Origin of the sequence: Cypionkella sp. TWP1-2-1b2, from assembly GCF_049896245.1 — a bacterium.
In the GTDB taxonomy this organism is placed as follows: Bacteria; Pseudomonadota; Alphaproteobacteria; order Rhodobacterales; family Rhodobacteraceae; genus Cypionkella.
Map to the genome: position 1 here is coordinate 15,171 of NZ_JAFCTX010000048.1, position 12,252 is coordinate 27,422.

Annotated in this window: 11 protein-coding genes and 3 pseudogenes; 7 read left to right on the forward strand and 7 right to left on the reverse strand. The window is 61.7% G+C overall.

Going from position 1 to position 12,252, the window contains the following annotated elements; genetic code table 11:
• Positions 1 to 117 precede the first annotated feature (117 nt).
• Complete coding sequence (locus tag ACP7AP_RS21250; RefSeq protein WP_426037451.1) at positions 118 to 864, forward strand: hypothetical protein; 747 nt, start codon at positions 118 to 120, stop codon at positions 862 to 864.
• 132 nt (positions 865 to 996) lie between these two features.
• Here the strand turns inward: ACP7AP_RS21250 and ACP7AP_RS21255 are convergent.
• Positions 997 to 1,254 (reverse strand): annotated as a pseudogene (locus ACP7AP_RS21255) (IS3 family transposase); the annotation flags it as partial.
• Here ACP7AP_RS21255 and ACP7AP_RS21260 point away from each other — a divergent pair.
• Positions 1,252 to 1,419, forward strand: a pseudogene (locus tag ACP7AP_RS21260) (IS5/IS1182 family transposase); the annotation flags it as partial. The pseudogenes ACP7AP_RS21255 and ACP7AP_RS21260 overlap by 3 nt on opposite strands.
• Positions 1,420 to 1,568: 149 nt before the next feature.
• Here ACP7AP_RS21260 and ACP7AP_RS21265 read toward each other — a convergent pair.
• Together ACP7AP_RS21265 and ACP7AP_RS21270 are read right to left on the reverse strand one after the other, a co-directional pair.
• Positions 1,569 to 3,848 carry an FdhF/YdeP family oxidoreductase gene (locus ACP7AP_RS21265; protein ID WP_426037469.1) on the reverse strand — a complete coding sequence of 760 codons (2,280 nt, stop codon included), beginning with the start codon at positions 3,846 to 3,848 and terminating at the stop codon, positions 1,569 to 1,571.
• A 10-nt stretch (positions 3,849 to 3,858) separates the two neighbouring features.
• Complete coding sequence (locus tag ACP7AP_RS21270; protein WP_426037453.1) at positions 3,859 to 4,944, reverse strand: catalase family protein; 1,086 nt, start codon at positions 4,942 to 4,944, stop codon at positions 3,859 to 3,861.
• Between the two features lie 335 nt (positions 4,945 to 5,279).
• Here ACP7AP_RS21270 and ACP7AP_RS21275 point away from each other — a divergent pair, with 335 nt between their 5' ends.
• The 3 genes from ACP7AP_RS21275 to ACP7AP_RS21285 are packed head-to-tail and all read left to right on the forward strand — an operon-like array spanning position 5,280 to position 6,813.
• The gene (locus tag ACP7AP_RS21275; protein ID WP_426037455.1) at positions 5,280 to 5,861 is read left to right on the forward strand and encodes a flavodoxin family protein; all 582 of its coding nucleotides are present in this window, start codon (positions 5,280 to 5,282) and stop codon (positions 5,859 to 5,861) included.
• A gap of 35 nt (positions 5,862 to 5,896) precedes the next feature.
• A complete protein-coding gene (locus ACP7AP_RS21280) occupies positions 5,897 to 6,397 on the forward strand; it encodes a hypothetical protein (RefSeq protein ID WP_426037457.1) in 501 nt (166 codons plus the stop codon).
• Entirely contained in the window at positions 6,394 to 6,813 is a 420-nt protein-coding gene (locus ACP7AP_RS21285; RefSeq protein ID WP_426037459.1) for a DUF6950 family protein, read from the forward strand. The genes ACP7AP_RS21280 and ACP7AP_RS21285 overlap by 4 nt, the downstream gene beginning before the upstream one ends.
• 2 nt (positions 6,814 to 6,815) lie before the next feature.
• Here ACP7AP_RS21285 and ACP7AP_RS21290 read toward each other — a convergent pair whose 3' ends face one another.
• Complete coding sequence (locus ACP7AP_RS21290; RefSeq protein ID WP_426037471.1) at positions 6,816 to 7,130, reverse strand: hypothetical protein; 315 nt, start codon at positions 7,128 to 7,130, stop codon at positions 6,816 to 6,818.
• On the opposite strand from ACP7AP_RS21290, the gene ACP7AP_RS21295 reads away from it, so the two are divergent.
• Positions 7,063 to 7,701 (forward strand): YcbK family protein, encoded by a 639-nt coding sequence (locus tag ACP7AP_RS21295; RefSeq protein ID WP_426037461.1) that lies wholly within the window; start codon positions 7,063 to 7,065, stop codon positions 7,699 to 7,701. The genes ACP7AP_RS21290 and ACP7AP_RS21295 overlap by 68 nt on opposite strands.
• A gap of 92 nt (positions 7,702 to 7,793) precedes the next feature.
• Here the strand turns inward: ACP7AP_RS21295 and ACP7AP_RS21300 are convergent.
• Positions 7,794 to 8,894 (reverse strand): annotated as a pseudogene (locus ACP7AP_RS21300) (IS630 family transposase).
• Between the two features lie 171 nt (positions 8,895 to 9,065).
• Between ACP7AP_RS21300 and ACP7AP_RS21305 the strand changes: the two are divergent.
• Positions 9,066 to 9,314, forward strand: a complete 249-nt coding sequence (locus ACP7AP_RS21305) for a hypothetical protein (RefSeq protein WP_426037463.1) — start codon at positions 9,066 to 9,068, stop codon at positions 9,312 to 9,314.
• 324 nt (positions 9,315 to 9,638) lie between these two features.
• Here ACP7AP_RS21305 and istB read toward each other — a convergent pair whose 3' ends face one another.
• Both istB and istA read right to left on the reverse strand, forming a co-directional pair.
• Entirely contained in the window at positions 9,639 to 10,451 is an 813-nt protein-coding gene (gene istB, locus ACP7AP_RS21310) for an IS21-like element helper ATPase IstB (protein ID WP_426037465.1), read from the reverse strand.
• A complete protein-coding gene (gene istA, locus ACP7AP_RS21315; protein WP_426037467.1) occupies positions 10,448 to 11,962 on the reverse strand; it encodes an IS21 family transposase in 1,515 nt (504 codons plus the stop codon). Before istA ends, istB begins: the two co-directional genes overlap by 4 nt.
• Positions 11,963 to 12,252 lie beyond the last annotated feature (290 nt).

The window sequence follows — 12,252 nt, forward strand, 5'->3', positions numbered from 1 at the left end:
ACCTTATGACCTTATGACCTTATGACCTTATGACCTTATGACCTTATGACCTTATGACCTTATGACCTTATGACCTTATGACCTTATGACCTTATGACCTTATGACCTTATGACCTTATGACCTTATTTGAGAAAGAGTTCGGCATGTACGCAAAACTTTTTACCATTCTGGTGGCAATTGCAACCTTGGCATTCGCCATATCGCCGCTGCTGGCGACTGGTTTCAGCGGTTTTACCGCTGATCAGTTTCCAATTCCGCAAATAAATCCGCCAGTGCAGCCAATGGGTTATGCCTTTTCCATCTGGGGTGTGATTTATCTGTGGCTGATTGTAGGAGCAGGGTATGGCTTGTTTCGAGCCGCCGACAATCCTGATTGGCGCGCGATGAGGCCTCCGCTGGCGGCGAGCTTGATAATTGGCGCATTCTGGATAGCGGTCGCCAATGTTTCGCCTTTGGCCGCCACTGTGATGATTGTGGGCATGGCCGCACTGGCGATCCTTGCTATGCTGCGGGCCGGTTCCAGCCAGCCGTGGCTGCAAGCGCGTCCGGTTGCGCTTTATGCCGGGTGGCTGACGGCGGCGACCGGGGTTGCAATTGGGGTGTCTCTGGGTGGCTACGCCGTGATGTCGGCGCAATGGGCCGCGATTATTTGCCTTGCCGGCGTGCTAACCGTTGCACTGAGCGTCCAGTCGGCCCGGCCTGCCGAATGGGGCTACCCCGCTGCTGTCATCTGGGCATTGATCGGTGTTCTCGCCGCAAATCTGTCAGGGCCGAACTGGCCGGTGATCGCGCTGACCGTCCTTGGCATAGCGGCCCTTTTCTTGCGCGCCGTACAACCTGCCAAAAAGAAAGCCCACCAATGAAAATCCTGATCCTCAATTGTTCGACGGCGGCGATCCTGTTCGTGCATGATCTGATCGGGCTAACGTTATTTATCCGGCCCACTTTTGAGCGGCGTGTCGCACATCTTCCGGTCTGACCCGTTCGTGCCATTCCGGCCATGGCACGGAACTGTCGGGGATCGTTGTTTTTATTGTCTTTCCTCGTACTATGCCACGCAATTCCATGCCCGCCATGAGACGCGCGATAGTGCAGCGGGCAACAGTCTCACCTTTTCGGCACAACTGCCGCCAGGCTTTGCGAACTCCGTAGGCCTGCCAGTTGTCGTCCCAGACCTTTTGGATTTTGGGGCGCAGCGTGGCGTCGCGTTGTTGACGGGCAGAGGCTTTTGTGAGGTCAGCCCGCGTCGCTATCACCGCCGGAGCCGCGTCGAAACAAAGATGCACTGTGTCAAACTACTGGGTCAGCGCCTCATGGCGCGGGACTTCAACCGTCAGGTCGCCGAGTTCCAGGTCCGTGTGGCCGTCCTGAACGGCTTCACCGCGCTCGGCATACCCGTCACTGGCGCCAGACCATAAGTCCATCCGGGGAAAGGGGAACCCTGACCGTCAGTCGATTTGTGCAACAGAGCCATCGGCCTCTGCCTGAATCGTGTCTGGTTCATTGTCGGAAATTACAATTCTTTAAAGATCGAAGTCCATCGGTCTTTGATGGCGAAATCGTTTGTTCATTCCTCCACCCGTACCGGGGTTCCCTTGTAGGCGGGAGTGTGCGACATGCGGTCGTGCAGGGAAAGAGGCACCAGCGGATTCGCCTCGGGATAATAGGCGGCAAGGCAGCCGGGCGGCAGATCGTAGGCTGTGGCCTTGAAGCCCGCTACTACCCTGCGGTGGCCGTCGTCGTGGGCCGAGACAAGGGTGACGCGCTGGCCTTCGACGAGCCCTACACGGACCATGTCTTCGGGGTTCATCAGCACAAGCATGCGGTCACCCTTGAGACCGCGGAGTCGGTCTGACATGCCGTAGATCGTGGTGTTGAACTGGTCGTTCGACCTTAAGGTGATCAGGGTGTATTCGCCTTTTTCCAGCGGACGACCTAGACCGGAAATACCGGGTGGCACAGTGAAGCCCGCCTTGCCGGACTCAGTTTCCCACACGCGCTCGCGCGCCTTGTTGCCGCGATAGAAACCGCCGGGAGTGAAAAGCCGCGCGTTGAAATCGGCGAACTCTTCGGGGAATGTTTCGGCAATCAGGTCGCGGATCAGGCCGTAGTCACCGATCCACTTGTTCCACTGGACGCGCGGGTTTGCGGGGAGAGTCGCCTTGGCAATGCCGGCGAGGATGGCGGGTTCGGACAGAAGCGTGGACGCAGCCGGTCTGCGGCGGCCTTGCGAGCCGTGGACGTGGCTGAGCGAATCCTCCATCGTCACGGCCTGCGCGCCGGATGCCTGCATGTCCTCTTCCGCCCGTACAAGGCACGGCAGAAGCCAGGTCTTTCGCCCGGTCAGCAGGTGGGTGCGGTTGAGCTTTGTCGCCACCTGAACGTTCAGCGCAAGGTCCGCCCAAGCGGGATTGGTGCGCCCGATGTCAGGCACTGCACGACCGAAGTTGCCGCCAAGACCAATGAAGCCCTGCACGCTGCCGTCGATCAGCCCTTCGCCGACCTCTATCGTGGTCAAGCCCTTGTCGCGCGGCGGATCAAAGCCGAACATCTCGGACAGCTTGTCCAAAGGTACCAGTTCCGGCTTTTCTGAGATTCCGACCGTCCGCTGGCCCTGCACGTTGGAATGTCCCCGCACCGGGCAGATACCCGCACCCAGTCGCCCAATGTTGCCGCGCAGGAGAAGGAGGTTGACCAGCATCTGCAGCGTCTCTCCGCCGTGGACATGCTGGGTCAGCCCCATGCCGTAAACTGCGATAACCGCGCGGGCTTTGGCATACTGCCCGGCAACCGCCGACAGGTCGCGCATCGTAAGGCCGGACTCGCGCTCGATATCCTCCCACGAGGTGTCGCGTGCTAACAACTCCACAGCGTTAAAACCTTTGGTGTGCTGGGCTACGAAAACGCGGTCGATCACGCCGCCGCCAGCCTCTCCGTCGATCTCAATGACCCGCTTCACGAGGCCGAGCATTGCCGCCATATCGCCGCCGGGCCTGACCTGCAGGTAGGTCTGTGAAATTTCGGTCGTCTTTCCGGTCACCATGGCGGTGCCTTGCGGGTTCTTGAACCGTACCAGTCCCGCCTCACGCACTGGGTTGAAGGTCACGATTTTGCAGCCGCGATTAACCGCTTGTTCGATCGGGTGCAGGAAGCGCGGGCTGTTCGACCCGGTGTTCTGGCCGAAGAACAGCATCATGTCGCAATGCTCGAAATCCTCCAGCACGCAGGTGCCGACCGCTGAGCCGATTACCTGCTTAAGCGCCACCGAGGTCGTCTCGTGGCACATGTTGGAGCTGTCGGGCAGGTTGTTATGGCCGTAGAGCCGCGCGAAAAGCTGCCAGAGATAGGAGGTTTCAAGGCTCGCGCGACCCGAGGTGTAGAAAACTACCGACTTTGGGTCGAGCTTCTGGAGTTCCGCCCCGATGCCCGCGAAAACCTCGTCCCAAGTCGTCTCGACATATCGATCGGTTGCGGGATCGTGGCGCATCGGGTGGGTCAGGCGGCCCACTTTCTCTAGCTCGTGATCAGACCAGTCAAGCAGCTCGGATACCGTATGCGCTGCAAAGAACTCAGGCCCGCAGCGGTCAGTAGTCAAGTCCCAGATCGTCGCCTTCGCCCCGTTCTCGCAAAACTCGAATAGGTGCGGGTCCTTCGGCTTTGTCCAAGCGCAAGAGGTGCACATGTGCCCGCCCGCCTTGTTCTGGATTCGCAGGGTGTCCAGCGTCGAGGGCGAGGGGCGCGCTTCGGCCAGCACCTTGCCCATCCCGATTAGCGAGCCCCAGCCCCCCGCGCCGGCCTTATAGTGCGGCGTGTCGGGGCGTTGGCCAGCTGAGTCATTTTCGGTCATGGGATCGCTTTCATGCTGGCAGATCTGCGGTTGCGGGCTCATGCACGGGGCATCCGTTGAAGCGGGCGCGGAACTCCGACGACATCTGGTAGGTGTCGCGCCGGACCCGGTTCATCACGCCCAGCGGGCGATGCGCTGCAAGACCAGTCCAAACCGAGAAGCGCAAGCTGTCGTCCAAAGCGGCGCGTTCTGCCGTCCAAGCGGCTTGCGGGGCGGCCCGGATGCGGGCCACCGGTATCAACGGGCTCATATCTTCGCCCCAGACGACGGTAGCGTCTTCCACCGGCATGGTCGCCTCGTCGCGCAATAGCTGGACGCAGAACTCCCACTCCATCGGTGCCTGGCCAACATCACGGTTCATCGCCGCGCGGATGGCGTCCGGTTCGCCGCTGGCGTCGATTTCCTCTTCTGTATGCCCGGTCAGCGAGGCCGAAACCGGAACCACCGCAAACTTCGCCACATAGGCGCCGTAACGGAAGGCGGTCTGCGAATAATAGGTTTGACCCAGCGGGTGGACGTTCGGAGCACCGCCGAGGGCTTTCAATGTGCCGCTTTCGCCACCCACCGCCTCCAGCGCGGACTCTGCCGTACGCAGGACCGCCGACAGCGCTTTCTTTGCCCATTCCGCCCGGTTCGTGGTCTTCGCGAGAAGCTTCAGGTTGCCGAGAAAATCCTTGGCAGTAACAGCACCAAAGGCGGGCCCGTTGACGAAGATGAAGTCTTGGGTTGTCTCAGCCTCCGACCCATCAAGTCGTGGTCCGCTCACGTCAAGCACCTTTAGCGCAAACCCACGGGGAACGGAGATGCTGTCGCCAAGGATGTCGCCAGGAATGGTAGAGATTCGGATCAACGCGTCATGCCGTCCGGGACTTGCAAACAATCCTTGCGCAAGTTCAGGGGGCAGGTCGGACAACACTTCAAATTCTGCACGGATCCAGGCGTGGCCCTTGGCATGCACCGACCGGATCGCGTGGCCGCCATCCTCCGCAGTCGTCTGCAGTATGTTGCTCAGCGTGTCCGCGAGCTTGAGCTCCGTCTCCTTCTCGTCTTCTTCGGGCATTTCAAGGTCGTCGCGATACCAGACAGGTGGGTTCATGGTTTATCATCCTCAAATTCGTGCCGGCCGCCGCCGCGCCGCCTGCTATCCGATGGACTTGGATCCGATACTAACAGGCGAACAACGCAAAAGTTCCACAGTGAGACTCCTGTCCGTAATGCCGTCTGGCATTGCTTTTCTGTCATTTCACTCCAGCCCGAGCATTAATGCAGCAGGCCGCATTCTGAATAGCCCTTGGTTTCCTGAACGCGCTGCAGTTTCCGAGTCACATTAGGTGCCAAATCCGCATCCGCGCAGCTGGTCCTCAACGCCGCGAAGCGTTGAAGGAAATGTAAACATTCGCGAATGCCTAGAACCAGCCGCGATGCGGATCGTTGCATATCGGCATTGCTTTTCCGTCTTGCCAGAAAAGGTTGGAACAACATTTTGAAAACTTCCACCAAAACACCCAGTGCGCCCGAACCCCGCAAGGGGATGCCGGCTATCCCAACCACGCAATGGGCCAGACGCAGGACTGGATGGCCGAGATTTACCCGCTGTGGGTCGCCGCCCACGGTGTGATGATTGTGACCCCCGTGAACTGGTATCAGGTTTCCTCGCCCATCAAGCTGATGATGGACAGGCTGGTTTGCGCTGATGGTGGGAGTCCTGACCCGACACTCACGGACGGTAAAGATGCGGCTCTTGCCAAAAAACTTGAACTGAGCGGTTGGGATTATCCCCGCCATCTGGCGGGCAGGGCCTTTTCGGTCATCGTGCACGGCGATGTGGCGGGGGTGGAAAATGTCCGCCGCTCGCTTTCTGATTGGCTGAAATTCATGAAGTTTGTTTCGGCTGGCGGCAATTCTGAGGTTGACCGTTACATCGGCTATTGGGAACCCGCATCGGCCGGGCGGCCACCTTTCTCTTCACCCTCACTGCCCGGGAGGCCCTATGAGCCGCGATCTGACCCCTGATTTTGCGGCAGCGCTTGCCGACCGGGATGCGCCCGGTGATCTTCTTCGAAGGCATGTTTGCCTCTGGCCCGGTGCGGCTGTGGTCGGGCTTGGGCGAGATCGGTTGGGCCGGACAGTCCTGGTCAGGCGCGGGCGGACTGTTGGGGCTGGGCGCCATCGAGGAAACCTCGGAGGTTGTCGCGGGCGGCACTTCGGTCTCGCTGTCGGGCATTCCGCTCGATCTGGTACAGATGGCCATTGCCGAAGCGCGTCAGGGATTGCCGGGGAAGGTCTGGCTCGGCCTTTTGACACCCGAGCGTACGATCATCGCCGACCCGGTGTTGGCCTTTGCCGGGCGGCTCGATGTGCCCGAGATCACCGATGATGCCGACAGCTGCCGGATTACCATCAGCTACGAATCCCGGCTGATCGATCTGAACACGGCGCGCAGCTGGCGCTACACGCATGAGAGCCAGCAAACCCTGCATCCCGGCGATCTCGGGTTTGAATATGTCACTGCGATCCAAGACCGCGAAATCACCTGGGAACGAGGATGATGGAGGAACAGGCACGTGCGTTAGGCTGGGAACTGCGCCTTGCCGCCGCCGTTGAAGGCGCGCGCGGGCGGCCCTTTGTGTGGGGTCAGCACGATTGTGCGCTCTGGGCCTTCGATCTGCGCCGCGATCTGACGGGTGACGATGATATGGCCGCCCTGTGGCGCGGCCGTTACCGCACAGCGCGCGGAGCTGTGCGGCTGATGCGGCGGCTCGGCTGGTTGTCACTGGAAACCGCAGGCCGCGACCTGCTGGGCGAACCACTGCTGTCCCTCCACTTGGCTCAGCGCGGCGATCTCGTACTTGCCAATTCCGGCCTTGGCTTCGGCATCTGCCTCGGCGCGCGGGCGGCTGGGATTGCGTCCTCAGGGTTGGTCCTCGTCCCGCTTTCTGCCTGCGCGCTGGCTTGGCGCACCTGATTTTATCGTTCCAGCGTTCCAGCAGAAAGCCAGCTTCCCATGCCCTTCATCGTCACCGCCGTCACCGCCATCGCCGGGGCGATCTCCGGCGTGCTGGCCGCTGTGGCGGTATTGGAGCAGCCCTCGTGCGGCTGGGTGGCACCTTGTTGCTGTCCTATGCCAGCCAAGCCCTGATGCCGAAACCAAAAACCACCCTTCAGGCGCGGACGGTCACGGTGCGCGAACCGGTGGTGCCGCGCGACATGGTCTATGGCCGCACCCGCAAGGGCGGTGTCATCGTGTTCCTGCACGCCTCGGGTGCCAAGGACCAGTATCAAGATCGACACCGAAGCGATGGACAAGCTGCAATCCCTGCGCAACCACCTTGGCAAGCCGCTGATCGTGCGCTCCGGCTATCGCAGCCCCAGCCACAACCGTGCCGTCGGCGGGGCACCGGCCTCCAAGCACATGCTGGGTACCGCCTTTGATATCGCGATGGCGAACCACGATCCTGTTGCGTTCGAGGCGGCGGCGGCGAGGGCCGTGGGTTTCCTCGGCTTTGGCACCTATCCCCGCTTGGGCTTCATGCATATCGACCTCGGCCGGGCACGCAGATGGGGCGAACCCTTCCCGCTGCGCGCCACGCCATTCGTGCCGGAATCCCCGCCCGCCCGCGAAGTCCTCGCCGAGAGCCGCACCCTGAAAGGTGGTGGGGCGGCAGGCATTGCAACCGTCGGTGCCGCCGGTGTCGAAGTGGCGCAACAGGTGCTCACTGAGACCCAATCCGCCATCCTGCCGTTGCTGCCCTACCTCGACACCCTGCGCTGGGTGTTCATCGCGGTGGCGCTGATCGGCATTGTTGTCGAAATCCACGCCCGGATCGATGACTGGAAAAGGGGGCTGCGATGATGGGCTGGATCACAGCACTCCTCGCCAGCGAGCTTACGCGCAAATCGCTTGGCCTGCTGCTGGCATTTTTCACAATTATACCAACGGCCCTATCAACTGACCTCTGCGCAGGATCGTGAGGTTATGGAAGCTATGGCCTTGGGGTCGTTGGCGAAGAAGTTCCATGCGTTGCAGCAGGCGTCGACGATGTCGTTGTAGCTTTCGAAGACGCTGATGGCGAGTTTGTTGGCGCGCAGGTAGGCCCAGACGTTCTCGACCGGGTTCAGTTCCGGGCTGTAGGGCGGCAAGTTCAGCAGGGAGAGGTTGTCTGGGACGACGAGGGCGGCTGATCCATGCCAGCCCGCGCCGTCGAGGATGAGGAGCGCGTGGGCTCCGGGTGTGACATTGCGGGCGACCTCGGCCAAGTGGGCGTTCATCGCTGCGGTGTTGACGAAGGGCAGGACCAGCCCTGCCGCGGTGCCGCGCGCCGGGCAGACCGCGCCGAAGATATACGCCCATTGATAGCGCGTATCGCGGGGCGCACGGGGTCTGGTGCCGCGCCGGGCCCAGATGCGGGTGAGCGTGCCCTGCTGGCCGACGCGCGCTTCATCCTGAACCAGACTTCAAGCGGCTTGTCCCGTGCCCGCGCCGGGATCGCTGCCGCTACCGCTTCGGGGAAGTTTTTTTGAACGCCTCTTGCGCTTCCGGGTCCGACTTCGGGTGCTGGGGACGCACGGATAACCGCCGGAAACCCTGTGCTGCCAGTTGCTTGCCGACGCTGCGTTCGTGCAGCACGACGCCGAATTCCATCTTGATGCGGTGCTGCAGGTCGCGGCGACGCCAGCGCACCACGCCGTCGCGCACCGGGTCGGGACCGTCCTCGACCCAAGCCGCAAGCGTGGCCAGCTGCTCGGGTGCCAGCCGCCGGGCGCGCTGCGGCACCGTCCGGTTCACTCGCCCGAAGAGGCCCTCGGCATTGTAGCGGTGCACCCGTTCGGCGGGAAACCGTCCCCCGGAAGGTTTCCTGATCCGCCTCACCCCAGCGTCTGGCGGTCCATCCCGCAGGTCTCTGCCGCCGTCGCGCGGTCAACCCCCTCCAGCACCAGCGCGATCGCAAGCATCCGACGTGCCGCCCGGGCGTCCTTCGACCTGCCCGCCGCCCTGCGCAACTCCACAGCCGTCAGCTCCATCCGCGTGATCGCAATCCCTGCCATGCCCACCTCCTGATCATGAGGCCGCATTGACACAGAGATCGCAAGCTCTGGGAATCCCCAAAGAGTCAGGGACGAGGGCCGTTGGTATTATCCTGTTTTTGCTCAACCTCCGCCGCGCCGGTGAACGCACCGGACGGCTGGTGGAGCGTCTGCAATCAACGGAGAAAGCCAATGACATTCAACGCCAAATGCTGGACGCTGCCGCGCTTCGCCCTCGGGATCGCAGTGATCTTGTTGACCGGCTGCGCGACGGGCGTTTCTGATCGACGAGGAGGCACTTGCCCACCGGTGGTGGAGTACACCCCGACCGAGCAGGCTAGAACCGCCAACCAAATCGAGGCATTGTCTGACGACGCGGCAATCATTGGCTTGTTAAGCGATTACGCCGTCATGCGGGCGCAGGCACGAGCGTGCAGATGAAATGCGGGCCGGGCGATTGCGGTGCGGGAAGCGCCAGACGTCTCGACCGCGCGGTCAAGCCCGGCCCGTTTCACAGGTTTACGGTCTCAAGGAGCCGCAGCGATTCTCTGCGCGCTGATGATGCCATAGAGCATTGCCGTCTGTCGCGATTCGAAATGGGCACAATTGTGCACCTCCGGCTGGCGCGGTGCTTTTTGTAGCGCGACAAACTGGATGAGAACTGCGCGTCAATCTGGATGGTGATCGTGTGTCGCAGTGGATTGATGATTGCGGTTTTGGATGTCGCGCGCAAGTGGTGTTTTGGGTGTAGATTGACGCGGCGCGTCAATCAGGTTGGGTTTTGAGTGTCGCCCGGGAGGCTGGCCGACCTGGCCCTCGCTGCTGGTCGATGGCTTCGCGCCTGCGGTAACTTTCGACGTTGAGTTCTAGGATGGTTGAATGGTGCACGAGCCTGTCGACGGCGGCCAAAGTCATCGCCGGGTCGGGGAAGATGCGGTTCCAATCCCCGAAGGGCTGATTTGCTGTGATGGCGATGGAGCGTCGTTCGTATCGGGCGCTGATCAATTCAAACAGAACGCTGGTTTCGGGCTGATCCTTGGTGACGTAGGCGAGGTCATCGAGAATGATCAGGTGGTATTTGTCGAGCCGAGTGATGGCGGCCTCGAGAGCAAGTTCGCGGCGAGCGACCTGCAGTTTCTGGACCAGATCGGTGGTTCGGGTGAAGAGCACGCGCCAGCCATTCTCGATCAGGCCAAGGCCGATGGCAGCAGCCAAGTGGGTTTTGCCGCCGCCAGGCGGTCCGAACAGGATCAGGTTGGCGCCGGCCTCCAGCCAACTGTCTCCGGCGACGAGGGCCATGACCCGGGCTTTGGAAATGGTTGGAACGGCGTCGAAGTTGAAGCCAGCCAACGTCTTGCCCGGCGGCAGGCGGGCTTCGGCGAGGTGGCGTTCAATCCGCCTTTGCCCTCCTTCAGCAATCTCGTGTTCCGCAAGGGCAGAAAGCAGTCGTGCGGCGGGCCAGCCTTCCTTGTCGGCGCGTTCGGTGAAGGCGGACCAGAGATGCTTTATGGCCGGAAGGCGCAGTTCATTGAGCAAGAGGTTCAGACGCGCTGCATCGATGGGATCCGAGGCGGTCATGCGGCTTCTCCTGTCGGCAGGGCAGCCAGAAGGGCGTTGTAGTCGCTGAGCGGGCTGATCAGCACGGTGATGTTGGGCAAGTTGGCAGGATCAGGTGAGAAGCGTTCACGCAATGCCGCCATATCCGGCAGCGCACCTTCCGCCAACAGTTCGGCAATCAGCGTGGCCAGTTCGGCCTCGCATCCCCGGTCATGGGCCAAAGCGAGAATATCGACGGTGAGCTTGCAGGCCGCCTTCTGGGGCAGCGCGACAATGGCGGCGTCATAAAGCTGGCGGTAGGCATCACGCGGAAAGAGCTGATCGCGGTAGACCAGACCGGGCAGCGTCATCGGCTTGCGTCGCAGGGCATGGATCACATGGTGGTAATCCACGATGTGGCCGCGCTTCCCATCACCATATCCCCGACCGCGCTCCAGCGTCAGCAAATGGGTGGCCCCGAGGTAGAGGTCGAGCCTGTCATCATGCAGCTGGACGCGCAGGCGGTGGCCGATCAGGCGGGATGGCACGGTGTAAAAGACCCGCCTGAGAATGAAGCCGTCGGACGAGGTGACGGTGACATGAGTCTCTTCGCCGTCCGTGGTGCGGCGGGCCGGCAACGGCCGAAGCACAGCCCGTTCGGCATCGATACGCTTGCGATTGTGGGCATTGCGCCGACCACAGAACTCATCGAGAAACTTTCGATATGCGGCAAGATCGCCGAAGTCGGGCGTCCCGCGCAGCAAAAGAGCATCCGCGATAGCCCGCTTCAGGTGCCCATGCGGGCCCTCGATCGCACCATTCTCATGCGCGACACCACGGTTATCGCGGCTTGGGGTCATGGCATAATGGGTGCACAGTGCCTCGTAGCGCAGCGTCCAGTCGGTGTCAGCATCGCGTTCCAGATTGCGGAACGCGGCCGACAAACTGTCACTCCGATGCTCACGCGGCGCCCCGCCCAATACCCAAAGTGCATTCTGCAAGCCTTCGGCCAATGCCACGAAGCTCTCACCGCCCAGCACGACATGGACATGTTCGAAGCCGCTATAAGCCAACCGGAAGTGATAAAGCCGATGGATCAGGGGCTGGCCCGCGACCGTGACGCCCAAATCGGCCATGTCGGTGAAGTCCGACAGTCCCATGCGACCGGGCTCTTGAACCTGACGAAAAATGACCTCCCGCTCGGCACCGTACAGGGCCCGCCAATGGCTGATGCGGCGCTCAAGGGTCCGCCGAATTCCCTCGCCCAGTTCCGGGTGGCGGCGCAGAACCTCCCCGAGAACTGCCACGGATCGCAACCCCGGTGCCGCTTCCAGCATGGGCACGACCTCTGTGTCAAAGATCCCCGCCAAGGGATCGGGCCGCCGCCGGTCACGTGGCGCCCGCTTGAGCGACGGCGGCCGTGGGTCCTCCCCAAGCCGGTAACCCGTGGCCGTGCTGAAACCCGCCTTGGCGGCCGCGACGCGCGTCGTGTCGGTTGATCGATACTTCATGAATAGCCTCATCTGATGATCGGTTACATGACGGCCAGACATGGGCTCTACCTCTTCGAGGAGAAAACCCCACCCTAGCCGACTGCGATCACCCGATCGCCAGAACCCTCAAGTCCTAGCCGTCGTTGATGTTGGAACCCCGCTCGGGCTACGCCCTCCCGGCGTTCCAACATCAACGACACTTTCTCATCCAGATTGACGCGCGACTCTCATCTTAGAGCAAGTCACCTTCAATCGGGACCATATCCTGCGGCTTTGAAGTAGTTTCTGCATTCCTGGCTATGGAATAGATCGCAGACTGCACCGACGGCGGTCCAGAGGGCTTGGTACGT

Excerpts from the sequence above, each read along its gene's own strand:
- istB (WP_426037465.1), bottom strand. The coding sequence starts at position 10,451 with ATGACCGCCTCGGATCCCATCGATGCAGCGCGTCTGAACCTCTTGCTC.
- istA (WP_426037467.1), bottom strand. The coding sequence starts at position 11,962 with ATGTCTGGCCGTCATGTAACCGATCATCAGATGAGGCTATTCATGAAG.
- ACP7AP_RS21270 (WP_426037453.1), bottom strand. The coding sequence starts at position 4,944 with ATGAACCCACCTGTCTGGTATCGCGACGACCTTGAAATGCCCGAAGAA.
- ACP7AP_RS21305 (WP_426037463.1), top strand. The coding sequence starts at position 9,066 with ATGACATTCAACGCCAAATGCTGGACGCTGCCGCGCTTCGCCCTCGGG.
- ACP7AP_RS21265 (WP_426037469.1), bottom strand. The coding sequence starts at position 3,848 with ATGACCGAAAATGACTCAGCTGGCCAACGCCCCGACACGCCGCACTAT.
- ACP7AP_RS21285 (WP_426037459.1), top strand. The coding sequence starts at position 6,394 with ATGATGGAGGAACAGGCACGTGCGTTAGGCTGGGAACTGCGCCTTGCC.
- ACP7AP_RS21250 (WP_426037451.1), top strand. The coding sequence starts at position 118 with ATGACCTTATTTGAGAAAGAGTTCGGCATGTACGCAAAACTTTTTACC.
- ACP7AP_RS21295 (WP_426037461.1), top strand. The coding sequence starts at position 7,063 with ATGGCCGCACCCGCAAGGGCGGTGTCATCGTGTTCCTGCACGCCTCGG.